Source organism: Streptococcus mitis, assembly GCF_000722765.2.
In the GTDB taxonomy this organism is placed as follows: Bacteria; Bacillota; Bacilli; order Lactobacillales; family Streptococcaceae; genus Streptococcus; species Streptococcus mitis_AQ.
The window spans coordinates 1,141,316-1,167,228 of the sequence record NZ_CP028415.1 but is presented as its reverse complement, the minus strand read 5'-3'; the positions used below and the strand labels follow the sequence as shown (position 1 = coordinate 1,167,228).

18 protein-coding genes are annotated in these 25,913 nt (G+C 38.6%); 12 read left to right on the top strand and 6 right to left on the bottom strand.

Going from position 1 to position 25,913, the window contains the following annotated elements; all coding sequences use genetic code 11:
• The gene (locus SK637_RS06045) at window positions 1-420 is read left to right on the top strand and encodes a F0F1 ATP synthase subunit epsilon (protein ID WP_033688962.1); all 420 of its coding nucleotides are present in this window, start codon (window positions 1-3) and stop codon (window positions 418-420) included.
• Between the two features lie 44 nt (window positions 421-464).
• On the opposite strand, the gene SK637_RS06040 is transcribed toward SK637_RS06045, so the two are convergent.
• Complete coding sequence (locus tag SK637_RS06040) at window positions 465-1,478, bottom strand: lactonase family protein (protein WP_033688961.1); 1,014 nt, start codon at window positions 1,476-1,478, stop codon at window positions 465-467.
• Between the two features lie 176 nt (window positions 1,479-1,654).
• On the opposite strand from SK637_RS06040, the gene SK637_RS06035 reads away from it, so the two are divergent.
• From SK637_RS06035 to SK637_RS06005, 7 genes are all read left to right on the top strand, one after another.
• Entirely contained in the window at window positions 1,655-3,637 is a 1,983-nt protein-coding gene (locus SK637_RS06035; protein WP_033688960.1) for a peptide ABC transporter substrate-binding protein, read from the top strand.
• A 117-nt stretch (window positions 3,638-3,754) separates the two neighbouring features.
• Window positions 3,755-4,921, top strand: a complete 1,167-nt coding sequence (locus SK637_RS06030; RefSeq protein ID WP_033688959.1) for an AI-2E family transporter — start codon at window positions 3,755-3,757, stop codon at window positions 4,919-4,921.
• Complete coding sequence (locus tag SK637_RS06025) at window positions 4,911-6,140, top strand: tetratricopeptide repeat protein (RefSeq protein WP_033688958.1); 1,230 nt, start codon at window positions 4,911-4,913, stop codon at window positions 6,138-6,140. Before SK637_RS06030 ends, SK637_RS06025 begins: the two co-directional genes overlap by 11 nt.
• 139 nt (window positions 6,141-6,279) lie before the next feature.
• Entirely contained in the window at window positions 6,280-6,921 is a 642-nt protein-coding gene (locus SK637_RS06020; RefSeq protein ID WP_033687139.1) for an amino acid ABC transporter permease, read from the top strand.
• Between the two features lie 9 nt (window positions 6,922-6,930).
• Window positions 6,931-7,560 (top strand): amino acid ABC transporter ATP-binding protein, encoded by a 630-nt coding sequence (locus SK637_RS06015; protein WP_033688957.1) that lies wholly within the window; start codon window positions 6,931-6,933, stop codon window positions 7,558-7,560.
• 9 nt (window positions 7,561-7,569) lie between these two features.
• Entirely contained in the window at window positions 7,570-8,409 is an 840-nt protein-coding gene (locus tag SK637_RS06010) for an amino acid ABC transporter substrate-binding protein (RefSeq protein WP_033688956.1), read from the top strand.
• 183 nt (window positions 8,410-8,592) lie between these two features.
• Complete coding sequence (locus SK637_RS06005) at window positions 8,593-18,213, top strand: Rib/alpha-like domain-containing protein (RefSeq protein ID WP_033688955.1); 9,621 nt, start codon at window positions 8,593-8,595, stop codon at window positions 18,211-18,213.
• 112 nt (window positions 18,214-18,325) lie between these two features.
• Here the strand turns inward: SK637_RS06005 and lysS are convergent, their stop codons facing one another.
• From lysS to SK637_RS05980, 5 genes are all read right to left on the bottom strand, one after another.
• Entirely contained in the window at window positions 18,326-19,816 is a 1,491-nt protein-coding gene (lysS, locus tag SK637_RS06000) for a lysine--tRNA ligase (protein WP_033676892.1), read from the bottom strand.
• Window positions 19,817-19,953: 137 nt separating this feature from the next.
• On the bottom strand, window positions 19,954-20,571 hold the full coding sequence (locus tag SK637_RS05995; RefSeq protein WP_033688954.1) for a histidine phosphatase family protein: 618 nt from the start codon (window positions 20,569-20,571) through the stop codon (window positions 19,954-19,956).
• Window positions 20,571-21,053, bottom strand: a complete 483-nt coding sequence (locus tag SK637_RS05990; protein ID WP_033688953.1) for an aminoacyl-tRNA deacylase — start codon at window positions 21,051-21,053, stop codon at window positions 20,571-20,573. The genes SK637_RS05995 and SK637_RS05990 overlap by 1 nt, the downstream gene beginning before the upstream one ends.
• The gene (locus tag SK637_RS05985) at window positions 21,053-21,895 is read right to left on the bottom strand and encodes a DUF368 domain-containing protein (RefSeq protein ID WP_004256605.1); all 843 of its coding nucleotides are present in this window, start codon (window positions 21,893-21,895) and stop codon (window positions 21,053-21,055) included. Before SK637_RS05985 ends, SK637_RS05990 begins: the two co-directional genes overlap by 1 nt.
• Window positions 21,896-21,989: 94 nt before the next feature.
• Window positions 21,990-22,790 (bottom strand): glycoside hydrolase family 25 protein, encoded by an 801-nt coding sequence (locus SK637_RS05980; protein ID WP_033688952.1) that lies wholly within the window; start codon window positions 22,788-22,790, stop codon window positions 21,990-21,992.
• Window positions 22,791-22,944: 154 nt separating this feature from the next.
• Here SK637_RS05980 and glmU point away from each other — a divergent pair, with 154 nt between their 5' ends.
• The 4 genes from glmU to SK637_RS05960 are packed head-to-tail and all read left to right on the top strand — an operon-like array spanning window position 22,945 to window position 25,911.
• Complete coding sequence (gene glmU, locus SK637_RS05975; RefSeq protein WP_033688950.1) at window positions 22,945-24,324, top strand: bifunctional UDP-N-acetylglucosamine diphosphorylase/glucosamine-1-phosphate N-acetyltransferase GlmU; 1,380 nt, start codon at window positions 22,945-22,947, stop codon at window positions 24,322-24,324.
• 9 nt (window positions 24,325-24,333) lie between these two features.
• Window positions 24,334-24,879, top strand: coding sequence for an NUDIX hydrolase (locus tag SK637_RS05970; protein WP_033688949.1), 546 nt, complete (start codon window positions 24,334-24,336; stop codon window positions 24,877-24,879).
• A gap of 11 nt (window positions 24,880-24,890) precedes the next feature.
• Window positions 24,891-25,202: a cell wall synthase accessory phosphoprotein MacP gene (macP, locus tag SK637_RS05965; RefSeq protein ID WP_033688948.1), complete on the top strand. Its 312-nt coding sequence runs from the start codon at window positions 24,891-24,893 to the stop codon at window positions 25,200-25,202.
• A gap of 16 nt (window positions 25,203-25,218) precedes the next feature.
• Window positions 25,219-25,911 (top strand): 5'-methylthioadenosine/adenosylhomocysteine nucleosidase, encoded by a 693-nt coding sequence (locus SK637_RS05960; protein ID WP_033688947.1) that lies wholly within the window; start codon window positions 25,219-25,221, stop codon window positions 25,909-25,911.
• The last annotated feature ends 2 nt before the right edge of the window (window positions 25,912-25,913 follow it).

The window sequence follows — 25,913 nt, the reverse complement described above, 5'->3', positions numbered from 1 at the left end:
ATGGCTCAGTTAACTGTCCAGATCGTGACACCAGATGGTCTCGTCTATGATCACCATGCCAGCTATGTATCGGTTCGAACTCTGGATGGTGAGATGGGGATCTTGCCACGACATGAAAATATGATTGCGGTTTTAGCAGTTGATGAAGTAAAGGTAAAACGTATTGATGATGAAGATCACGTGAACTGGATTGCAGTAAACGGAGGTGTTATTGAAATTGCTAATAATACCATCACAATCGTTGCGGATTCTGCAGAACGTGCTCGTGATATCGATATCAGTCGAGCAGAACGTGCCAAACTTCGAGCAGAGCGTGAAATTGAAGAAGCACATGATAAAAACTTGATTGACCAAGAACGTCGAGCTAAGATTGCACTACAACGTGCCATTAACCGTATCAATGTCGGAAAAAGACTATAAGAAAAAAATGAACTTGAGTTATCAAGTTCATTTTTTATGTTTTTTTAAGGGGCAAAACTGATGCAGACTGCTTCTGGGACATGGAAGTCATTAGAAAGTTCTGCTAGACGACCAGTTTCAGGATTGCGTTTAAAGACGGTTGCATTGTCAGAGTCTTGATGGACAGCAATGACAAATTCTTGGTCTGGTGTCAAATCAAAATCACGTGGAGTTTGACCATGTGTAGGAACGATTTCTAATAATTCTAAGCTACCGTCCGCAAGGATTGTATATACTGCGATAGAATCATGACCACGGTTAGAAGCGTAGAGGTATTTACCGTCTTTAGAGAGACGAATAGCAGCAGTTCCATTAAAGCCTTTATAACCGTCTGGTAGAGTTGAAATGACCTGCATGCGTTCAAATTCGCCAACACCATCGTAGATTAAAACTTCGATAGTACTATTGAGTTCACAAATCAGATAAGCGATTTTATAGTGGTTATGGAAAATGATATGGCGTGAGCCTGCTCCTGGCTGACTGTGATATGTATAGAGTCTAGATAATTTCCCTTCTTGATCAAGGTCATAGGTGATGACTTGGTCAGTACCTAAATCACAGGTCACTAGATAGTGGTCAGGTGTTAAGTCTGTAAAGTGAACATGGGGTGAAGCTTGATTTTCATGTGGACCATGGCCACTGTGTTTATCTACATCACTAAGTAGAAGACGACCATCTTCCTGGCGTTTATAAACAAGAACCTGTCCCTTGTGGTAATTGGCCGCATAAACCAAATCACGCTCTTCATCAACGGCAACATAACAGTGGGGAGCTCCCTCTTCAACGACATGATTTAATAAGGTACCATTAGTTTGATAGGCTGCAATTCCACCCTTATCGTCTTGACTACCAACAGTGTATAAATGTTGATGCTGGTCGAAGGCAAGGTAGGTTGGACTTGGCTCAGTAGCAAAAAGTTCTAGATTTGAAAGCTGACCAGTTTCTGTATCAAAGTCTGCCTTGTAAATCCCTTGGGAAGTCCGACGTGTATAAGTTCCAAAATAAACAGTTTCTTTCATTACTTTACCTCTATACAAAAGATAAGACTATTATATCACAAAAATGGAAGTATGAAGAAATCAAGATTAGCAAGAGCTTTACCTAATTATTTTGATGATAATATTAGAAATGTTTTCATTGATTTACTTAATAAAAGTGCTATAATAATCCTATACAAATTGCAAAGGAGTTTTTTATGAAAAAACGTATTTTCTTAGCAGCTGGAGTTGCTGTACTCTCGGCAGCTGTCCTAGCAGCGTGTTCATCTGGTAATGCTAATAAAGAAGCAAATAAACCAGTTACTTATGCCTATGTATTTTCATCAGATCCTTCGACTCTGGATTATACAGTTTCTGGAAATGTCAGCACAAAACAGGTCACAGGTAACGTTATTGACGGTTTACTTGAAAATGACCAATATGGGAATCTGGTTCCATCAGTTGCAGAAGATTGGACTGTTTCCAAAGATGGTTTGACCTATACCTATAAAATCCGTCAGGGCGTCAAATGGTATACAAATGAGGGGGAAGAGTATGGTGAAGTCAAGGCTCAAGACTTTGTAACTGGTCTGAAGCATGCAGCAGATAAAAAATCACAGGCCCTCTATTTGGTACAGGAATCAATTAAAGGATTGGATGACTATGTAAATGGGAAAACAACAGATTTTTCTAGTGTTGGGGTAAAAGCAACTGACGATTATACTGTAGTCTATACTTTGAATCATCCAGAATCTTTCTGGAATTCAAAAACAACAATGGGAGTCCTTGCACCAGTTAATGAAGACTTTTTAGCTTCTAAAGGAGATGACTTTGGTAAACCAACGGATGTAACGAGCATTCTATACAATGGACCTTATCTCCTCAAAGGTCTTACATCTAAGTCTTCTATCGAAATGACCAAAAATCAAAACTACTGGGATAAACAAAATGTCTTTATTGATGATATCAAGTTATCCTTCTTTGATGGTCAAGATGCAGACTCTCTAGGACGCGGTTTTGATGAGGGACACTATCCAGCTGCACCACTCTTTAAAAACTCTGCCAACTATGAACGTCTAAAAGAAAAATACAAGGATAATATTGTGTATGGTCAACAGCGTGGGGGAGTTTTTTATATCTCAACCAATATCGACCGTGTAAATTACAATCACACTGCTAAAACAAGTGATGCAGAAAAAACTTCTACTAAGAAAGCCTTGTTAAACAAAGATTTCCGTCAAGCCTTGGCTTTTGCGGTAGATCGTAAAGCAGGGATCTCTCAAGTATTTGGTGATGAAGTAGGACCTCGTAAGTTACGGACAAGTTTCACTCCTCCAACATTTGTTCAAGTAGGAGATCAAACATTTGGTCAAGTTACTAAGACAGAATTGGATAAATTGGATAATATCTGGAAAGATGTCAGTCTTGATGATGCCCAAGATTCACTTCATAATGTAGACAAGGCTAAGGCTAAGTTTGAAGCTGCTAAGAAAACTCTCCAAGCTGATGGAGTACAGTTCCCAATTCATTTAGATTTGCCAATTTCTTCATCAAATCCAGATTTTATTCGTCAGGTTCAGTCTTATAAACAATCCATTGAGGAAGCCTTAGGCTCTGACAATGTAGTTGTTGATATTCAACAAGTTTCTGATGACGAATTGGGAAGTATGACTACTCTAGCTACTTCCAATGCAAATACTGACTGGGATATTAATGCAGTCAGTGGTTGGAGTCCAGACTTTGCTGATCCATCAACCTATCTAGATGTATTTGATCCAACTTCAGGTCCAAGTCTCCTAGGTGCTCTTGGTGTGGCACCAGGAACAGACAATCCAGTTATTAAAACAGTTGGATTGGATAAATACAAAGAACTGATTGATGATGCAAATAGTGAGAAAACAGACCTTCAAAAACGTTATTCCAAATATGCTAAGGCCCAAGCTTGGTTGTCAGATAGTGCACTTGTTACTCCAGTATACTCTGATGGTGCTCAAATGCTAGTGACGAAAATGGTTCCTGGCAGTGGTGCCGGTGGCTGGGTAGGTGACAAGACTAGTGAAAATAGCTACAAGTATCTGAAAATCCAAGATAAGATTGTCACTACTAAAGAAATGGATGAGTTCCGCAAGAAATTTGCTGATGAAAAAGCCAAATCAAACGCTGATTATCAGAAGAACTTAGACCGTCATATCCAAGACTAATCGAATCTCCTCTTTTGAGGGGATTTTTTATGTCACGGTCTCCATGTAAGAACTTTAAAAAAGAGTTATTTTGCTTTAAAAATGGTATAATGAGAGAACAATAGAAAGGAAGTATTTATGGAGCAAAAAGAGAAACATTTTAGCCTATCTTGGTTTTTCAAGTGGTTTTTGGATAACAAGGCAATTACGGTATTTTTGGTAACTTTATTATTGGGATTGAATCTTTTTATTTTAAGCAAGATTAGTTTTCTATTTTCACCTGTTTTAGACTTTTTGGCAGTCGTGATGTTGCCAGTTATTCTATCTGGTTTACTATACTATTTACTGAATCCCATTGTTGATTGGATGGAGAAACACAAAATCAATCGTGTTATAGCGATTAGTATTGTCTTTGTCATCATCGCTCTCTTTATCATTTGGGGCTTGGCAGTGGCTATTCCAAATCTGCAACGTCAAGTTTTAACATTTGCAAGAAATGTACCAATCTACCTTGAAGATGCAGACAGCGTTATTAATGATTTGGTGACCAAGCGTTTGCCAGATGATTTCAGACCTCAATTAGAACAAGTTTTGACCAATTTTTCTAGCCAGGCTACAGTTTGGGCAAGCAAAGTTTCTTCTCAGGCAGTCAACTGGGTAAGCGCCTTTATTAGCGGGGCTTCTCAAGTGATTGTTGCCTTGATTATCGTTCCGTTCATGCTCTTTTATCTCTTACGTGATGGGAAAGGCCTACGTCACTATTTGACCCAATTCATGCCGACGAAATTGAAGGAGCCTGTAGGACAGGTTTTATCAGATGTGAATCAGCAGTTGTCCAACTATGTTCGAGGGCAAGTAACAGTAGCTATTATTGTAGCAGTAATGTTTATGATTTTCTTTAAGATTATTGGTCTACGCTATGCAGTTACATTGGGAGTTACTGCTGGTATTTTAAATCTGGTTCCTTATTTGGGTAGCTTCTTAGCCATGCTTCCTGCCCTAGTATTGGGCTTGATTGCTGGGCCAGTCATGCTCTTGAAAGTAGTGATTGTCTTTATCGTAGAACAAACTATTGAAGGCCGTTTTGTCTCTCCATTGATTTTGGGAAGTCAATTAAACATCCATCCTATTAATGTTCTCTTTGTTTTGTTAACTTCAGGATCCATGTTTGGTATCTGGGGAGTCTTGCTCGGTATTCCAGTTTATGCTTCTGCTAAGGTTGTCATTTCAGCCATTTTTGAATGGTATAAAGTAGTCAGTGGCCTATATGAACTAGAGGGTGAGGAAGTTAAGAGTGAACAATAGTCAACAGATGTTACAGGCTTTGGAGGAGCAAGATTTAGCCAAGGCTGAGCACTATTTCGTCAAAGCTTTAGAAAATGATCCAAGTGACCTTCTGTATGAGTTAGCTACTTATCTTGAAGGGATTGGTTTTTATCCTCAGGCCAAGGAAATTTACCTGAAAATTGTAGAGGATTTCCCAGAGGTTCATCTTAATCTGGCAGCTATTGCTAGCGAGGATGGTCAAATCGAGGAAGCATTTGCGTATCTTGAGGAAATCCAAGCTGACAGTGACTGGTATGTTTCTGCTTTGGCTCTGAAGGCAGACCTTTACCAGTTGGAAGGTTTGACAGATGTGGCGCGTGAGAAACTGCTGGAGGCTTTGACCTACTCAGAGGATCCTCTCTTGATATTGGGTTTAGCAGAGTTGGATAGTGAGTTGGAAAATTACCAAGAGGCTATTCAAGGCTATGCCCAGTTAGATAATCGTTCGATTTATGAGCAAACAGGCATTTCTACCTATCAACGAATTGGCTTTGCCTATGCCCAGTTAGGGAAATTTGAAACGGCCACAGAGTTTTTAGAAAAAGCCCTGGAGTTAGAATATGATGATTTAACAGCTTTTGAGTTAGCCAGTCTTTACTTTGATCAAGAAGAATACCAAAAAGCTGTCCTCTACTTTAAGCAGATCGATACCATTTCTCCTGACTTTGAAGGCTATGAGTATGGCTATAGCCAGGCTTTGCATAAGGAACATCAAGTTCCAGAATCCCTGCGTATCGCTAAGCAAGGCTTGGAGAAAAATCCCTTTGAAACTCGTCTCTTGCTAGCTGCTTCACAATTCTCTTATGAACTGCATGATGCTAGTGGTGCAGAAAATTATCTTCTTACTGCAAAAGAAGACGCTGAAGATACGGAAGAAATCTTACTCCGTCTAGCAACTATTTATCTAGAACAAGAGCGTTATGAGGATATTTTAGACTTACAAAGTGAGGGGCCAGAAAATCTCTTGACCAAGTGGATGATTGCTCGTTCTTATCAAGAAATGGATGATTTGGATACTGCTTATGAGCATTACCAAGAGTTAGCAGGAGATTTGAAGGATAATCCAGAGTTTCTGGAACACTATATCTACCTCTTGCGTGAATTGGGCTATTTTGAAGAAGCAAAAGTCAATGCGCAAGCTTACTTAAAACTGGTTCCAGATGATGTACAAATGCAAGAATTGTATGAGAGATTGTAAGAATATATTTTTAAAACTGTATCTTATCATTTTTGATAGATATAGTTTTTCTTTTTGAAAGAGAATTTTTTTACAAAAATTCTTGGTTATTTTGTTTATTTATGCTATAATAGGAACAATTATTTTTAGGAGGTGCAGTATGTCTTATTTGTTTGAGATATTACCGAGTTTATTGAGCGGTGCAAGCATGACTTTGCAGGTTTTTGCACTGGTCTTGATTTTTTCTATTCCCTTGGGCGTTTTGATTGCTTTTGCCTTGCAAGTCCATTGGAAGCCCCTCCATCATCTGATTAACATTTATATTTGGATCATGCGGGGAACCCCCTTGCTTTTGCAATTGATTTTTATTTATTATGTGCTACCAAGTATTGGGATTCGTTTGGATCGCCTTCCTGCGGCCATCATTGCCTTTGTTCTCAATTATGCGGCTTACTTTGCTGAAATCTTTCGTGGTGGGATTGATACCATTCCTAAAGGTCAATATGAGGCTGCTAAGGTCTTAAAGTTCAGTCCCTTTGCTACAGTGCGCTATATTATCTTGCCCCAAGTGACTAAGATTGTTCTTCCTAGTGTATTTAACGAAGTTATGAGTTTGGTTAAGGATACTTCTTTGGTTTATGCTCTAGGCATTTCAGACCTTATCTTGGCTAGTCGAACAGCTGCCAACCGTGATGCTAGTCTGGTCCCAATGTTCTTGGCAGGAGCCATTTACTTGATTTTGATTGGTATTGTGACTATTCTTGCCAAAAAAGTTGAGAAGAAGTACAGTTACTATAGATAGGAGGCTGCCATGTTAGAATTACGAAATATCAATAAGGGATTTGGTGAAAAGCAAATTTTATCTAATTTCAGTCTAAAAATTCCTGAAAAGCAAATCCTGGCTATCGTTGGGCCTTCTGGTGGAGGTAAGACAACTCTCTTACGTATGCTTGCGGGTCTGGAAACCATTGATTCAGGGAAAATCTTTTATAATGGAGAACCTTTAGAACTGGATGAACTAGAGAAGCGAAATTTACTGGGATTTGTATTCCAAGATTTTCAACTGTTTCCTCATTTATCAGTTCTAGATAATTTGACCTTATCTCCTGTAAAAACGATGGGAATGAAGCAGCAAGAAGCTGAGAAGAAGGCGCGTGGACTCCTGGAACAGTTAGGACTAGCAGGGCACGCAGATGCCTATCCATTTTCACTATCTGGTGGGCAAAAGCAGCGAGTAGCCTTGGCGCGCGCTATGATGATTGACCCAGAAATCATTGGCTACGATGAACCAACTTCTGCACTTGATCCAGAATTGCGCTTAGAAGTGGAAAAACTGATCCTGCAAAATAGGGAACTTGGCATGACCCAGATTGTGGTTACCCACGATTTACAATTCGCTGAAAATATCGCAGATCAGATTCTCAAGGTTGAGCCCAAGTAGGAGGTGCCGATGACTAATAAGAAAATTGCTTTAGTATTGGTTTCTATCCTTACCCTCTTTTTAACAGCTTGTACTCAGAAGGCTAGTGATCCAAAGCAGGATAACTGGGATAAATATCAAGAGCAGGGGACTATTACTATAGGTTTTGACAATACCTTTGTACCTATGGGATTTGAAGAAAAGAATGGACAGTATACAGGCTTTGATATTGACTTAGCACAAGCTGTATCTGAAAAATTAGGTTTTAAGGTTCAATTTCAACCCATTGACTGGGATATGAAGGAGACAGAACTGCAAAATGGAACCATAGATGCCATCTGGAATGGCTATTCTGCCACTGATGAACGCCGAGAAAAGGTTGCCTTTAGCATTCCATATATGGAAAATCAGCAAGTTCTGGTTGCCAAGAAAAGCCAGCAGATTCATTCAGTAGAGGATATGAAGGATAAAACCTTGGGAGCCCAAGCCGGTTCCTCTGGTTATTTAGACTTTGAAGCACAGCCAGATTTACTGAAAAATCGTGTCAAAGATCAGAAGGCTAATCAGTACCAGAGTTTCAATGAAGCCTTGATTGATTTGAAGAATGACAGGATTGATGCCTTGTTGATTGACCGAGTGTATGCTAATTATTATCTCCAGTCTGAAGGAATATTAAATGACTACAATGTCTTTTCAGCAGGATTTGAAAGTGAATCTTTTGCGGTCGGAGTTAGACCAGCAGACAAAAGACTACTACAAGCATTAAACCAAGCCTTTATTGCACTACACCAAGAAGGAAAGTTCCAAGAAATCAGCCAAAAATGGTTTGGAGAAGATGTGGCAACAAAAGAAGTGAAAGAAGGAATCTAAATGACGGTTTCTTCTTTTTATTTATAATATAAGAGTTAGATATCACTTGACATATTGATTGTTGTTCGATAATATATTAAGTAAAAAGATAACCTATCACTATATTTATTTGTGGTTTAAAGTTGTTTTTTACATCAAAATATCATATATTAACAATACATAGTATGTTGGAGGAATCTATTTATGTTTCATTCTAAAGGACGACATGTTCGTCAATCGCAGGTGGAGAAATTCACACGTTACAGTATTCGTAAGGTTAGTTTTGGTGCGGCTAGTGTAGCAGTAGCTACTGGACTGTTTTTCCTTGGTGGAGGAAGCGTCCAAGCGGCTGAACAATTAACCAATTCAGAACATACAGAAGTTCAAAATTCTCAAAATCTAACTGATAAGTCCTCGGAACCCTCTAAGGAAGTTACTGGACAAGGTTCTGTTACTGCTAAAGAACCCGATGGACAAAATAATACTCCTGTTAAAGAGTCTACTACTGACAAACAAGCCAGTGAAGTTAAAACTCCAAATTTAGTGGCAGAAAAAGTGACTATTAATACAGCAGCGTTAGAAGATTTAGTTGCTAAAGCTGAAAGTAGATTGAGTCAATTAACTGAAGGTAAGAAAACAAAATCAGTCATTGATGATGCTAAAAATTTGGTTCATAAAGCAAAAGAGCTTTTGAACGATGATACAAAAACACAAGTAAAAGTGGATGCACTTGCTACACAACTTTCAAGTAGCCTTAGCATTCTAAACAGTATCAAATCAGAAGCAACTGAAGAAGAAAAAGTAAACAAAAACCAAGATCCAAGAAATGGAAAAGAAATTCCAGGAAAAGGGGAGAGTGGGTTTAGAACAGATACTACTGTAAATCCGATAATTCCTGCAAAAGAAGGACCAACGAATAATAATAAATTAGGTTCTGGGAACAATCCTGCTGATGGTGTATTTGAGAGTGCAAAAAATCAGTTTGGTGATATAGATTTCAGTAATGCTACAGAAAAAAATAGAGAAGTAAGGAAGCAATGGTCACGAAGCACCGCATCACAAGGTGGTCAAACAGAAATTCTAGGAAGCCTTACTTATAATTGGAAAGAAAAAGAAATTACAGCAGATGATGCAAATAATCATAATGCATTGAATGGCTGGAAAATTGAAGGTGGGGAGAAAGTTACAGCTATTAAACCAGAGATACCTACTAATGTATCTTCTAATAGACCAGCAGGATTTGATCCATCCCCTTCTAAAATATATGATTTAAATGGTGTAATACCTCAAAGAGATAATGAAGTTCCTGTTCCAGGAAATCCATTAGGTGTTAATGCGGCCAACCAAAACTATGCAAATGGAGTTAACTATTCAGGTGTGGTAGGTACACATAATTTACCAAAAGGATATTATTTAGAATTGGGGAAAAAGGGGACAAAAATTTCTAAAGAATATCCTGTTAATGGGAATTCTAGGGTTCTTTTAAGTGCCATTACTGGTGGTGCCTACGGAAACGCTGGAACAGCAGGAACAGGTGAAAAAGTCAAAATTACAGTTTACGATGCTGCTACTGGTGAAAAGATTTATAGTATAAGAGACGATCGTACAATCGGAGAAAAAATGGAAAATGAACATATTTCCAGTCCGACTGGTAGTGGTGGTAATGGAGATGGTTGGACAGAATACCGTGCCATTTATGAACTACCGAAAGCAACTACACGAGTAAAAGTTGAAATTGAAGCATTGAATGACGGTACGGCAATTAATAACTCTTATTTAACGAATTCGAATAGTACTTTAAGTGACGGATATTTTGTCGGTGCCGTTAACCTAGCATTAGGTACTGGTACGGAAATGACGACAAACGTAAGGAGTGATAGAAAAGAAGGTAAATTCGGAGAAGATGCTCTTTATAAATCAAAACAAACAGGTGAATTTGAATTTACTGTGAATAGTGTTGGTGGTATTCGCCTTTATGGTTCAGCAGAAACAGAGATAGAGGTTCCAGAAGGAGTAGAACTTCCAAATAACATTAAAAACCCAACGGGATGGGTATGGTTCGGAGATACTCCTATTGCTCCGCAAAATATAGCTTGGGATCCAGCTACCAGAAAATTAAGAATAAAATATAATACATCAAGATCTAACAATGGTGATTCACCATATGTTGGTGTTGGTTCTAATAATGGACAGAATGATGGTGTACGTAAATTTAGAGTACCATTTACAACTTCAGATAATTATAGAGGTACAGCTACTTTCAAGGTTAAAACTTTCTTGCCAAATGGTTTGAATGATGCTCAGAATAATAAAATTTTAAATACAGGAGATGTATCAAATGCAAACGGTATTTATCATCCGGTGGTAGATGGATTAAGGAATACAGATAATCCTGATTATTATTACAATAAAACAATTTATGTTGATACTATTAAACCTGTTGCACCTACAGTTGATCCAGTACATACTGACAGCATCACTGGGGAAAGAACAGACACAAACCAAGTTAAAGAACTACTTATCTCTGTTCCTACAGAAAAAAATACTGAATTAACAAATGAAGCAAGAGAAAGAAAAGACATTGCAGCTAATGATGCAAACAATGGAACTAATAGAAATGCTGATACAGAAGTAAAAAATATTGAACGTGCAATTGGTGGATTAACTTCATTGAAAGTTACTTTACCAAATACTAAAACACCAATTACTTTAACGAAGAAAGCAGATGGTTGGTATAATGGTGCAACAAAAGTTGAAGTACGTGATGGTAAATTAGTTGTTCCAGTTCCAGCAGGTACAGATTTGACGGAAGCGAATGAGACAACAAATCCGGACAAACGTATCAAAGTCACTGTGCTTGATAAAGCAGGTAACGAATCAGATCCAGCTTACGCTAATGTTCTAAACGAAGCTCCAACAGTAGCAGTTGAGAAAAAAGATTTATATGTTTATAAAACAAAAGAAGCTGATAAATGGAATAATGATAAAGTTTTAGAAAAAGCTAAACCATCAGCAACTGACTTAGAAGATGATCGTGATGGTGTTGATTCTACTAAACCAACAATCGCAGTAAGTGATGCAGGTAACTTAGATACAACTACAGTTGGAGATTATACTGTAAAAGTTCAATCAACGGATAGTGAAGGTAAAAAATCAACAGAATCCGATGTAACTGTTCATGTATTAGATTTAATTACAGTAGATCCAACAGTAACAACTGACCCAACAAATCCAAGTACAACAGCTCCAGTATCTCCAAAAACTGCAGATACACCTGTTAAACCTGGAGATGAAAAACTAGGTAAATATCCAGCAGGAGTTACTCGTGAGGACTTAGTTAAAGAAGTAACACGTACAATTAAGTATCTAAAAGAAGAAGATGCAAATAAGGGTGATGCAACTCCTTTATATGCTGAAAAGGTGCAAAAAGTAACTTATAAACGTACAGCAACAGTTAACCCTGAAACAAAAGAAGTGACTTACTCTGATTGGGAAGTTTACAATGAAGCTGACAAATTAACAGATGCTACAGTTGATGGAATAAAAGGTAAATTCAATGATGTTGAATCACCAGTAGTAAACAACTACTTGTTAGTAAACCCGACTGATAAAACAGTAGCTGAAAAAGAAGCTCCAGTTCCTGCACAAGATGGAACAGTTACTCCAGAAGTAACAAAAGTTCTTTATAAAGAAATTGGTTCATTTAGCCCTCAATATCCAGAAGGTAAGAAACCAAATGGTGCTCAAGATAAAATTCCTTATCCAAACAATCCGACGGATCCAACGGTTCCAGGTGATTTTAGTACAATAACAATTCCATATGTTCCAGGTTATACTCCAGTTTATAATGGACAAGAATTGACACCGAAAAATCCTAATGATCCAACTCAAGGCTATAAAGTTCCAGATGGATTTACACCAACGGATAAATTTGGGGAATCACTAATTACATATACACCTTCTACTCAAACGGCTAAAGTAGTGATTGAGAAGAAAGTCGATGGAGCCGCAAATGAAGTGGTTTCTAGCTTTGATTTAACAGGTAAATCTGGTTCAGAATTACCAGCAAGTACAGATATTGATAACAAAATCAAAGAACTTAAGAATCAAGGTTATGAAGTAGAAAGTGATGGTTACCATACAGAGGAAAATCATCATCCAACTTTTGACGACCAAGAAGATGTGAATCCAACAGATGGTTCCTCAGCACCTTCTCAAACATTCAAAATTGTTGTTAAACCAAGAATCGTTGAAGTTCCGTCATCAACGCCTCATGAAAAAGACAGCCCAGTAGATCCTAATGGAGAAAATCCAGAATTGAAATGGCCAGAGGGATTAGCTGAATCTGATTTGAACACAACTGCTAAACGTGTGATTTCATATGTGAAGAAAGAATCTGATACAGTACCTGAAGAAAAAGCTAAGGATGATACAGTTCAAACGGTACCATTTACAAGAAAAGCTACCGTTAATCTTGTCACAAAAGAAGTAACCTATACTGATTGGGAAAGTCCAAATAAAACATGGGATAAAGTTGGAGTAGATGTTCTACCAGGATATATTGCTGATAAAAAAGAAATTCCAGCGAAAGAAGCAACAACCCCTGCAAAAGATACAAAAGTAATCCCTGATGAGACTGCTAAAGTAACGTATACGAAAATTGGAAGTTGGATTCCAGTTGATCCAACAACAGGTACAGATGGTGATCCAATTCAATATCCAAATGATCCAAACGATCCAACTAAGCCTGGTGAAATCACACAAGTGATTCCTCATAAAGATGGTTATACACCAAAAGATGGTAATGGTACTCCATTAGAGCCAGTAAATCCTGCCAATCCAGAACAAGGTTATAAACCACCAAAAATTACGGATCCAAAAGCGAATATCAAAATTATTTATGACAAAGATGATCAAAAAGCAAAAGTTAAATTTGTTTCGATTGATCCAAATACTCAAACAGAAACAGAGTTGACTGATCATGCCTTAACTCTAACTGGAAAATCAAGTGAAACAATTCCTGAAAGTGATGTACAAACTCATATCGACGTATTGAAATCAATGGGATATGATGTTATCGACAATCCGTTTGATAAAGACCCAGTATTTGATACGAAGAAAGATACGAACGACAACATTACGCAAGAGTTTACGGTTAAAGTTCAACCACGTGTCTCAACTGCAAATCCTGTGTACGTTGTAGAAGGTGATAAGCCATCTGCAGAAAAATTAAAAGATGCTGTTACTACTAAAGGAAATGAAAAAACAGTTGACGAAACTAAGATTCCTGAAACAACAGGAAAAGTTGGAGATGAAACATTAACAGCGCCAGTAACTGTAACTTATGGTTCAGGTAATCAAAAACGTGAAGAAACAGTAACCGTACCAGTAACAGTGTTACCAAAAGCAACACCAGAAAAAGTAATCACATTAAAAGATACAACTGGTGACAACCTAACAACAGCTGTAAAAGAAAAAGCACAAGCTGCACTAGGTAAACTAACATTACCATCAGGAGTTACAGTAGAATTAGTTCCAAATCAAGATTATACTGTTCCAGCAACAGATTCTAATGGTGATAAAGATAATGTACCAGTAAAAGTACAATACAAAGACGTAACAGGTACAGTAGTAGCAGAAGACATAATTAGTGTACCAGTAACAGTAGTAAGCTCAACACCAAGTAAAATCGTTGTATTCGAAGGTGATGAAGTAACTGTTGATGCAGCTAAAGGTGCAGTAACACCAGGAACAGATGGTACAAAAGGTGAACCAACAACATTACCAGAAACAGCAGGTAAAGCAGGAGCGACTGATGTTAAAGTAGACGTACCAGTAACATATGATAGTGGCAAATTAACAGAAACAGTAAGTGTTCCAGTAACAGTATTACCAAAACCAGAAGCTGAAGAAGTTCTAGTTGCTAAAAATAGTGATAAGGATAAAGCTAAAGAAAAAGTCCTTGCAAAAGCGAAAAAAGCAATAGAAGAAGCAACATTCAAAGGTAAATTACCTCAAGGAGCAACAGTTACTGTTGATGAAACAGTTCCAGTAACAGTTCCAGACTTAACAGAAGATATTGAAGTTGATGTAACCGTTAAATATACTGTAGATGGTCAAGAAAAAACTACAACAGTTAAAGTACCAGTAACAGTAGTTGAAGGTGTTCCACAAATCGTACCTGTAAAAGAAAATAATGATGTTTTACCAGATCCAGAGAAGAGTATTGATAAAACAGATTATCCAGAAGGAGCTACATTTAGATATAAAACTCCAGAAGGACAAACAACTCCAATCGATGTAACAACACCTGGAGATAAAGATGTTATTGTTGAAGTACTAGATAAAAATGGTAATCCAATTGCAGAAGTTCCAGCAACAGTACGAGTAGTAGAAAGTTATCCTAAATATGTACCAGTAGATCCAGCTAAGAAACAGCCAGAACCAAAAGAAAACATTAATCCAAATGATTTCCCAACTGGAACAACATTTGAATATAAAGATAATACTCCAGTAGATACAACAACTCCGGGCGAAAAAGATGTAACAGTTGTAGCGAAGTTAAACGGACAACCAATTACAGAAATTCCAGCGAAAATTGTTGTTGTAGAATCTAAGACACAATATGTTCCAGTGAATGCTGAAAACGATAAGAAAGCAAAACCACAAGATAGTATCACTCCAGATGATTATCCAGAAGGATCAACATTTGAGTACAAGACTCCAGAAGGACAAACAACTCCATATGATGGAACAACACCGGGAGAAAAAGATGTAACTGTAGTAGTGAAAGATCCAGATGGAGATAAACTTGTAGAAGTACCTGCGAAAATCAAAGTTGTTCAAGGTAAAGAACAACAAATTCCGGTAAATGCTGAAGGGGAGAATAAACCAAAACCTGAAGATAGTATCACACCAAGTGACTATCCAGAAGGTTCAACATTCGAATACAAGGTTCCAGAAGGACAAACAACTCCATATGATGGAACAACACCAGGGGATAAACCAGTTACTGTAGTTGTAAAAGATAAAAATGGTAATGTATTAGTAGAAGTTCCAGCAACTATTAAAGTTGTGGAATCAAAACCAACACCGATTGAAACGCCAGTAACAAACACTCCTTTAACTAAAGATGATTATACAAAAGGAATGAAGATTCCAGAAGGAGCAACTGTTAAGGTCGGCGATCTTCCAGATTTAACAACACCAGGTGAAAAAACTCCTGTAAAAGTAACAATCACATTACCAAATGGTAAATCTTATACTGTGGATGTTCCGGTAACAGTGACACCAGTTAAGGAAATCGAAACACCAGTTACAACCACACCATTAACACCGGACGATTACACAAAAGGAATTAAGATTCCAGAAGGCGGTAAAGTAACGAATGTTGCAAACATTCCAGACTTAACAACGCCAGGTAAGAAAGATCCAGTTAAGGTAACGATTGAATTGCCAAATGGCAAAGTGATTACAGTAGATATTCCAGTAACTGTTACTCCAGTTAAGGAAATTGAAACACCAGTAACCACAACACCATTAACACCGGATGATTACACTAAAGGAATTACGATTACAGAAGGTGGTAAGGTTACTAAGGTTGAAAATATTCCAGACTTAACAACGCCTGGTAAGAAGAATCCTGTAAAAGTAACGATTACATTACCAAATGGAAAAGTGATTACAGTAGAAGTGCCGGTAAATGTAACACCAATTAAGGAAATCGAAACACCAGTCACAACAGCTAAATTGACTCCAGAGGATATTTTAAAACAAATCAAAGTACCAGAAGGAGCAACTACTAAGGTAGGAGATCTTCCAGACTTAACAACGCCAGGTAAGAAAGATCCAGTGAAGGTAACAGTAACATTACCAAATGGTAAAGTAGTGACAGTAGACGTACCAGTAACAGTAACACCAGTTAAGGAAATCGAGACACCAGTAACGAAAGATAAATTGACTCCAGAAGATATCTTGAAACAAATCAAAGTACCAGAAGGAGCAACAAGTAAGGTAGAAAACATTCCAGACTTAACAACGCCTGGTAAGAAGGATCCTGTAAAAGTAACGATTACATTACCAAATGGCAAAGTAGTGACAGTAGACGTACCAGTAACAGTCACACCAGTTAAGGAAATCGAAACACCAGTAACGAAAGATAAATTGACTCCAGAAGATATCTTGAAACAAATCAAAGTACCAGAAGGAGCAACAAGTAAGGTAGAAAACATTCCAGACTTAACAACGCCAGGTAAGAAAGATCCTGTAAAAGTAACTGTGGAATTACCAAATGGCAAAGTAGTGACAGTAGACGTACCAGTGAATGTAACACCAATTACACCAATTGAAACACCAGTCACAACAGCTAAATTGACTCCAGAGGATATTTTAAAACAAATCAAAGTACCAGAAGGAGCAACAAGTAAGGTAGAAAACATTCCAGACTTAACAACACCTGGTAAGAAGGATCCTGTAAAAGTAACGATTACATTACCAAACGGTAAAGTTGTGACTGTAGAAATTCCAGTAAATGTCACACCTATTGAAGATATTGTTAAAAAACAAGGAGATCCAATTACCGCTGAGGATGTTGAAAAACACATTCCAAAAGGAGTAAAAGTTATCAATATTGGTGATAAACCTACAACAGATATTCCAGGTGAAAGACCAAGTATCCCAGTAGTGATTGAATTACCAAATGGAATTCGCGTAACGATGAACATTCCAGTAATCGTAACACCGAAAGTAACACCTGTAGTAGTTCCAGTAGGAACACCAGTTACGCCAGAAGATGTTCAGAAACATATTGAATTACCAAATGGATGGAAGGTAACAAAAATAGGAGAAATTCCAACAACAACCACACCAGGAACAAAACCAGTCGTTCCAGTAGAGATTGAATTACCAGATGGTCGTAAGATTACTGTCGATGTACCAGTCATCGTTACGCCAACCGTAAGACAAATTGTTGTACCACAAGGAACTCCAATCACACCAGACGATGTGAAAGGGCATATCGATCTTCCAAAAGAACCAGGATGGGAAATTATTGAAGTAGGAGAAATCCCAACAACAATTCCTGCTGGAGTGAAACCAAGCGTTAAAGTGAAGATTAAAGTTCCAACTGGAGAAATTGTTGAAGTAGAGGTACCAATCATCGTAACACCGACAGTAACTCCTATTGTAGTGGAAGTTGGAACACCGATTACTGAAGATGAAGTGAAAAAACATGTAGATCTTCCTGAAGGTTGGAAAATTACTAAAGTTGGAGAAATTCCAAAAACCAATACACCAGGAGATAAACCATCTGTAACGGTTGAGATTGAATTACCGGATGGACGTAAAGTGACAGTAGAAGTTCCTGTGAAAGTAACTCCTAAATCTAATCATGGTAATAGTCACGGTAATAATGGTAGTTCAACAACTCATATCGTAACACGTTACCAAGATGGTGATGGTAAAGAAATTTCTCCAGAAGAAAATGGCAGCCATGGACCTAAGACTTTAGAAGGTTATGAATATACAGGCACTAAGACAGATAAAAATGGCAATGTGATTCATACCTATAAGAAAGTAGTTACAACAACCCGTTCTGAGCAACCAAGCTCTCCAGAGACTCCTACAAGTCCAGAAAAACCAGTAGCTACTCCAGTTCAGACAAGTTCTACAGATTCTAAACAAGTAGCCGTTGAAACAACCGTAGCCAATGATAAGAAGGAATTACCAAATACTGGTACAGACGATAAGAACATTTTATCTAGTCTTGGACTTCTTGGAATGTTGGGTGCGTTCGGACTTGTAGCTCGTAAGAAAAAAGAAGACTAAGAAAGAAACTTCCTTTCTAAAGTTCGATAAAAAAATAGACTGAGGTGAAAACTTCAGTCTATTTCTTTTGGATATGAAAATATCCTCTGGCAAGAACCAGAGGATAAGAGTATTATTTCATTGTTGGGAAGAGCAATACATCACGGATAGTGGTTGTGTCAGTGAGGAGCATGCAGAGACGGTCGATACCGATTCCCAAACCACCTGTTGGTGGCATACCGTATTCAAGGGCCTCGATGTAGTCATAGTCGATACCTGTTGCTTCATCATCACCAAGTTCTTTGGCTTTGGCTTGGGCTTCGAAACGGCTAAGTTGGTCGATTGGGTCGTTCAACTCAGTAAAGGCATTACCGTACTCCTTAGTCATGATGAAGAGCTCGAAACGGTCAGTAAAGCGTTGGTCTTCAGGATTTTTCTTAGCAAGTGGAGATACAGCTACTGGATGTCCATAAACAAAGGTTGGTTGGATCAAAGTTTCTTCAACAAACTCTTCAAAGAAGGCATTGATAATGTGACCAACTTCAGTATAGTGTTTTTCAACTGGAACTTTCTTCTCAGCAGCGATAGCTTTGGCTTCCTCGAAAGTCATGTCTTGCCAGAAATCGACACCAGTAATTTCTTTGATAGCATCCACCATATGAACACGTTTAAATGGCTCGTTAATCTTGATTTCAGTACCTTGATAGTTAACTGGACCATCGCCTTTAACTGATTTAGCAGCATGTTGGATAATGCCTTCCGTCAAGTCCATGATGTCTTGGAAGTCTGCATAAGCTTGGTAAACTTCGATAGAAGTAAATTCAGGGTTATGAGTAGCATCCATTCCTTCGTTACGGAAGATACGTCCGATTTCATAGACGCGTTCCATACCACCGACGATAAGGCGTTTCAAGTGAAGCTCAGTCGCGATACGAAGAACCATATCAATGTTTTGGGCATTGTGGTGGGTGATAAATGGACGGGCAGCAGCACCACCGGCTTCGTTATGAAGAACAGGTGTTTCCACTTCAAGGAAACCTTTTTGGTCAAGGTAACGACGGATTTCAGAGATGATTTTTGAACGAGTGACAAAGCGCTCAAAGCTTTCACGGTTAGAAATCAAGTCAAGGTAACGTTTACGGTAAATTGTTTCAACGTCTGTCAAACCGTGGAATTTCTCAGGAAGAGGACGAAGGGCCTTAGACAAGTGTGTAATGTGAGTCGCCTTGATAGAGAGTTCTCCCATATCAGTACGCATCACTTCACCTTCGACACCAAGAAAATCACCAAGGTCTGCTTTTTTGAAGATTTCGTAGTTTTCTTCACCGACAGCATCCTTACGAACGTAGATCTGGATTTGACCTTCGCGGTCTTGAAGGTGGGCAAAACCAACTTTACCTTTCCCACGTTTGGTTACCAAGCGTCCTGCGATAGTAGCTGTTTCGTTTTTATCGTGTAATTGTTCTTTATCGAGGTCAGCAAATTTATCTTTTAATTCTTGTGAATTTGCAGTACGTTCAAAGCGTTTTCCGAAAGGATCGATTCCTTGTTCACGGAGCGCAGCCATTTTTTCACGGCGAACGATCTGTTGGTCATTTAGTTCTTCCATATGTTCTGTTGACATGGGATCCTCCTAGTTTTACTCAAAATTGAATACGATGAGTCATTTTTTGCGATACTCCCATTTTATCATAAATAACCAAGAAATTCACGGATAATCTTTCAAAACTAAAAAGAACTTGACGCTAAAATCAAGTTCTGTTATTGATAGGAAGTATCATTCCAAGTATCGAGAGTGAATGTTTCAAAATCATGGGTTTCTAGAATGGTTAGGCTGGCATTTGCTAGACCGCCATCTTTACGAAGAAGTGGTTCTTTATAGCCTAGAAGAGTACGAAGACTGGCAGTAAGATTAGCACCGTGGCCGACAATTAGAATACGCTCAGCCGGACTATCTTTTAATGATTTGATAAATTGGATGGTCCGTTGCGTGGTGCTATAGAGGGATTCGGCTCCGAACATTTTTGTGTCAAACTTGGCAAGATTAGATCGGAAAGCTTTGATTTGTTGCGGGTAAATAGCTTCCAAGGTTGCGATTTTCAAACCTTCCAACTTCCCCAGCTGCCATTCACGGAGATTAGGAACACTTTCTAAAGGACAGGGTGTCTGGAGTTGACTTTGGATAATTTCAGCAGATTTGACCGCTCGAGGTAAATCACTTGAATAAATCTGATTAAAAGGAACATCCTTGAGATACTTGCCTAGTCGTTTTAGGGTGTCAATGGATTCAGGAAGTAGGGGAGAATCTCCACTAGCACCTTGAAAGCGTCCTTCTTGGTTCCAGAGGGTGCGACCGTGGCGGACAAAGTAGAGTTTCATTATTGGCTGTCCTCCAAGATATCTGCAAAGTCAGCTTTTACAAAGCTAGCCAAGTCTTGTGGTGCGACGATAATGCTGTGACCAACTTCCCCAGCAGAGACAATCATTTGATCCAAGTCAAGAGCGATTTTATCGATAAAAATGGGGTAATTGTGTTTCTGACGAATTCCGACAGGATTATTGGCTCCATGAATGTAACCAGTTGTTTTTTCCAAGTCCTTTTGTGGAATCATGCTCACTTTTTTATTGCCAGAAATTTTGGCTAGTTTCTTTTCAGACAAGTGTTGAGTGATAGGGACAATTCCGATAATCGGTCCTGTCTTGTCGCCCAAAAGAGCCAAGGTTTTGAAAATCTGATCTCGTTCATAACCTTGAGGTAGCTCCCCTTCCAGCGCATTGATTTGAATTCCCTGATGTGGGATACCTGCTTTAGACAGGATTTGTTCCACCAATGTTTTTTTGATTTTAACTTTTTTTGCCATTATTTATACTTATCCTCCAATTGGCTCATCCAAATACCAAGCCAGATTCCCAGCGCAAAGAAGAAGGCGATGATGACATAACCAACAAGTGAAATACCGGTATATTGGATACTCTCAGCGTTTCCTGCATTTGGAATCAAAATCAAAAGGGTACTTGATAGGACGATACCGATGATGAAATGATAGACGCGTGAGTGGTAGTTGTTTAAGGCATAATCCATCAATTTTGAAAAAATGATGAGAGTTGCGCCTGCTCCGATTCCAATCGGGAAGAAGGTTCCCAAGAGGTCAAAGGTTTTAAAACCAGTCAACATAGGAGCATAGAGGCCCAAAATTAAAAGTAGATTTGATGGACTGAGGCCAGGAACCAACACGCCTAGAGCCAGTAGTGCACCCGCTAGGACGAAATTCAGAAAGCTGGCGCTCAAGGTTCCAACGACAAAATTTAAGGCATAGAGACCTAGTCCAGAAATAATAAAGGTTGCCCAGAACCAAGCTAAATCAATCTTGTCTCGGTCAGATTCTCGAGTTGATTCTTTAAGGAGGCTAGGAACTGTACCAATGATGGCACCCGCAAAGCTCCATAAGACAAAGACCTGATAATTTTCAAGCAGGTATTCAATCGGGTAAGAAAATAAGCCTATTCCCAAAAGCATACCAATAGCAACTGGAATAAAGTACAAAACATTTTCTTTAAAGTCTTTAAAGGGGTGGGCCAGAAAGCCAATCATTCGTTCATAAATTCCTAAGATTGCTGCTAGAACCCCTCCAGAAATTCCCGGTAAGATAAATCCAAGAGCAATGACAATCCCTTTAATAACACGTGCTAACCATGAAAGCATATTTTTCCTCCAACTATTTCTATTTCAAAAAATCCTTACTATATTGTATCACAATCAAACACAAAAAGAAAAAGCAAATGATAAACAAATGCTTTTAAGGTTTTAAAAAGAGTTTTCTAAAGGTTTCTTCTTTGTTTTTTAAGGAAGAAATGACGTTGATGTCCAAATCGTGGTCAAAGCCAGCAATTTTTCCTTTAGATGTGTACTGGTGAATGTCGTAATCTAAATCAGTCTTAGGAGTAGCTTCGTAAAATCCTGAGTCAGAACCATAGGAAGGAATCCAAACAGACGTAAACTTGTCTGTATCAATACTGTGTTCTTCCATGAAGTAGACTCCGACGTAGATGCCGATATTTTTAGCACCTAGTGATTCTAGTTTTGCTCGAAAGGCTTCAACACCTTCGTTCATATTGGACATGGTTTTTTCTTCCACATCTAGCCAATAGTAACTTGGACTGTATGGCGAAGAGGCGTTATAAAATACCTCGGCAGCCTTTTCCATTTCTTGGACATTTTTTCCAGCTACATAGGCATAGACACCGATTGGGACATTTCGTTTTCGAAACTCAGTGATATGGGTTTTAAAGGCCTTATCAACACCATTAACAAAGGAAGCATCGTTCTCTTTGGACGTTTGAGCACCACTATGGACGCGAACAATAGCTCCAGAAATGTTTTGGGAGAGAGTATCGTAATTAATTTCCTCAGGGCGCTGCCATCCAGAAACATCAATCACCGGTTTATCTATATTATGTAGCGCTTGCGTTTCTACTTGCGCGATATTTGACTTTGTTTTTACAGGATGGTCCTCAAAACGAGGACGATTCAGGATTAAAATGAAAATCATAATCCCAAAAAAACCAAACAAAATAAGCGGATTTATTTTCTTTCTCATATCTCATAATTTTACCTTAAAAATGAGAAAAAATCAAAAAAAATACTCAAAAAATGGGTTAAGAAAGGACTTTAGAGCATTTTTTCATTCAAGAGCGCGGAATGATTTGAAATATGGTATAATAAAAGGGAATTTCTAGAGAAAAGAGAAGATTATGTCAAATTATGCCATTATTTTAGCAGCGGGTAAAGGGACTCGCATGAAATCTGATTTGCCAAAAGTGTTGCACAAGGTTGCGGGTATTTCTATGCTGGAACATGTTTTCCGTAGTGTGGGAGCTATCCAACCTGAAAAGACAGTAACAGTTGTAGGACATAAGGCAGAATTGGTTGAAGAGGTCTTGGCTGGACAGACAGAATTTGTGACTCAATCTGAACAGTTAGGGACTGGCCATGCAGTTATGATGACAGAGCCGATTCTAGAAGGTTTGTCAGGTCACACCTTGGTCATTGCAGGAGATACTCCTTTAATCACTGGTGAAAGCTTGAAAAACTTGATTGATTTCCACATCAATCATAAAAATGTGGGCACTATCTTGACTGCTGAAACGGATAATCCTTTTGGCTATGGACGAATTGTTCGTAATGACAATGCTGAGGTTCTTCGCATTGTTGAGCAAAAGGATGCTACAGATTTTGAAAAACAAATCAAGGAAATCAACACTGGAACTTACGTCTTTGATAACGAGCGTTTGTTTGAGGCTTTGAAAAATATCAATACCAATAACGCTCAAGGTGAATACTATATTACAGATGTCATTGGCATTTTCCGTGAAGCTGGTGAAAAAGTTGGCGCTTATACTTTGAAAGATTTTGATGAGAGTCTTGGGGTAAATGACCGTGTTGCTCTTGCTACTGCTGAAGCAGTGATGCGTCGTCGTATCAATCATAAACACATGGTCAATGGGGTTAGCTTTGTCAATCCAGAAGCAACTTATATCGATATTGATGTTGAGATTGCTCCTGAAGTTCAAATCGAAGCCAATGTTACCTTGAAAGGGCAAACGAAAATTGGTGCTGAGACTGTTTTGACAAATGGTACTTATATAGTGGACAGCACTATTGGAGCAGGAGCTGTCATTACCAATTCTATGATTGAGGAAAGCAGTGTTGCAGACGGTGTAACTGTTGGACCATACGCCCACATTCGTCCAGGTTCAAGTCTGGGTGCCCAAGTTCATATTGGTAACTTTGTTGAGGTGAAAGGTTCTTCAATCGGTGAGAATACCAAGGCTGGTCATTTGACTTATATTGGAAACTGTGAAGTGGGTAGCAAGGTTAATTTTGGTGCAGGAACTATTACAGTCAACTATGACGGCAAAAACAAATACAAGACAGTCATTGGTAACAATGTCTTTGTTGGTTCAAATTCAACCATTATTGCACCAGTAGAACTTGGTGACAATTCCCTCGTTGGTGCGGGTTCAACTATTACCAAAGACGTTCCAGCGGATGCTATTGCTATTGGTCGTGGACGTCAGGTCAATAAAGACGAATATGCAACTCGCCTTCCTCATCATCCTAATAATCAGTAGGAGCCTATCATGGAATTTGAAGAAAAAACGCTTAGCCGAAAAGAAATCTATCAAGGGCCAATTTTTAAACTGGTCCAAGATCAGGTTGAATTACCAGAAGGAAAGGGAACTGCCCAACGGGATTTGATTTTCCACAATGGAGCTGTCTGTGTTTTAGCTGTAACGGATGAGCAAAAACTCATCTTGGTCAAGCAGTACCGCAAAGCCATTGAGGCAGTCTCTTACGAAATTCCAGCCGGAAAATTGGAAGTAGGAGAAAACACAGACCCTGTCGCAGCAGCACTTCGTGAATTAGAGGAAGAAACAGCCTATACAGGGAAATTAGAACTCTTGTACGATTTTTACTCAGCCATTGGCTTTTGTAATGAAAAGTTAAAATTATACCTAGCAAGTGATTTAACGAAAGTGGAAAATCCGCGTCCGCAGGATGAAGATGAGACCTTGGAAGTCCTTGAAGTGAGCTTAGAGGAAGCCAAGGAATTGATCCAATCAGGTCATATCTGCGATGCCAAGACAATTATGGCTGTTCAGTATTGGGAATTGCAGAAAAAATAGAGGAGGTCAGTATGGGTAAACCTTTATTAACGGATGAAATGATTGAAAGAGCTAATAGAGGCGAAAAAATTTCAGGTCCTCCTTTACTAGATGATGAGGAGACTAAGATTTTACCAACCTCTTCTTCCCGTTTTGGTTATGCCAATTCTAAGGATTATGGTTTTAGTCAGGAAACCTTGAAGATTCAGGTCGAACCGTCTATTCATAAAAGCCGTCGCATTGAAAATACCAAGAGAAATATCTTCAATTCTAAGTTAAATAAAATCTTATTCGCGGTCATCTTTCTCTTGATTTTGCTTGTCTTAGCAATGAAACTTTTATAATAGAAAAGGAATTGAAATGAAAATAGGAATTATTGCGGCTATGCCAGAAGAACTGGCGTATCTGGTCCAGCATTTAGACAATGCCCAGGAGCAAGTTGTTTTAGGCAATACCTATCATACAGGAACCATTGCCTCGCATGAAGTCGTTCTTGTAGAAAGTGGAATTGGTAAGGTCATGTCTGCTATGAGTGTGGCTATTTTGGCTGATCATTTCCAAGTGGATGCTCTAATTAACACGGGATCAGCTGGGGCAGTAGCAGAAGGTATTGCTGTTGGGGATGTCGTGATTTCTGACAAATTAGCCTATCATGATGTGGATGTCACAGCTTTTGGCTATGCTTATGGACAAATGGCACAACAACCGCTTTATTTCGAATCAGATAAAACCTTTGTTGCCAAAATTCAAGAGAGTCTATCTCAATTGGACCAGAACTGGCATCTTGGTTTGATTGCTACAGGAGATAGTTTTGTTGCAGGAAATGACAAGATAGAAGCGATTAAGTCCCATTTCCCAGAAGTTTTAGCAGTCGAGATGGAGGGGGCAGCTATTGCTCAGGCAGCGCATGCTCTTAGTCTTCCAGTTTTAGTTATTCGAGCTATGAGTGACAATGCAAACCATGAAGCAAACATCTCTTTTGATGAGTTTATTATCGAAGCTGGACGTCGCTCTGCTCAAGTCTTGTTAGCCTTTTTGAAGGCCTTAGCTTAAGC

Bases quoted from the DNA above. Each gene is read 5' to 3' on its own strand.
- SK637_RS06045 (WP_033688962.1), top strand. From the start codon at position 1: ATGGCTCAGTTAACTGTCCAGATCGTGACACCAGATGGTCTCGTCTAT.
- SK637_RS06040 (WP_033688961.1), bottom strand. From the start codon at position 1,478: ATGAAAGAAACTGTTTATTTTGGAACTTATACACGTCGGACTTCCCAA.
- SK637_RS06035 (WP_033688960.1), top strand. From the start codon at position 1,655: ATGAAAAAACGTATTTTCTTAGCAGCTGGAGTTGCTGTACTCTCGGCA.
- SK637_RS06030 (WP_033688959.1), top strand. From the start codon at position 3,755: ATGGAGCAAAAAGAGAAACATTTTAGCCTATCTTGGTTTTTCAAGTGG.
- SK637_RS06020 (WP_033687139.1), top strand. From the start codon at position 6,280: ATGTCTTATTTGTTTGAGATATTACCGAGTTTATTGAGCGGTGCAAGC.
- SK637_RS06015 (WP_033688957.1), top strand. From the start codon at position 6,931: ATGTTAGAATTACGAAATATCAATAAGGGATTTGGTGAAAAGCAAATT.
- SK637_RS06010 (WP_033688956.1), top strand. From the start codon at position 7,570: ATGACTAATAAGAAAATTGCTTTAGTATTGGTTTCTATCCTTACCCTC.
- SK637_RS06005 (WP_033688955.1), top strand. From the start codon at position 8,593: ATGTTTCATTCTAAAGGACGACATGTTCGTCAATCGCAGGTGGAGAAA.
- lysS (WP_033676892.1), bottom strand. From the start codon at position 19,816: ATGTCAACAGAACATATGGAAGAACTAAATGACCAACAGATCGTTCGC.
- SK637_RS05995 (WP_033688954.1), bottom strand. From the start codon at position 20,571: ATGAAACTCTACTTTGTCCGCCACGGTCGCACCCTCTGGAACCAAGAA.
- SK637_RS05990 (WP_033688953.1), bottom strand. From the start codon at position 21,053: ATGGCAAAAAAAGTTAAAATCAAAAAAACATTGGTGGAACAAATCCTG.
- SK637_RS05985 (WP_004256605.1), bottom strand. From the start codon at position 21,895: ATGCTTTCATGGTTAGCACGTGTTATTAAAGGGATTGTCATTGCTCTT.
- SK637_RS05980 (WP_033688952.1), bottom strand. From the start codon at position 22,790: ATGAGAAAGAAAATAAATCCGCTTATTTTGTTTGGTTTTTTTGGGATT.
- glmU (WP_033688950.1), top strand. From the start codon at position 22,945: ATGTCAAATTATGCCATTATTTTAGCAGCGGGTAAAGGGACTCGCATG.
- SK637_RS05970 (WP_033688949.1), top strand. From the start codon at position 24,334: ATGGAATTTGAAGAAAAAACGCTTAGCCGAAAAGAAATCTATCAAGGG.
- macP (WP_033688948.1), top strand. From the start codon at position 24,891: ATGGGTAAACCTTTATTAACGGATGAAATGATTGAAAGAGCTAATAGA.
- SK637_RS05960 (WP_033688947.1), top strand. From the start codon at position 25,219: ATGAAAATAGGAATTATTGCGGCTATGCCAGAAGAACTGGCGTATCTG.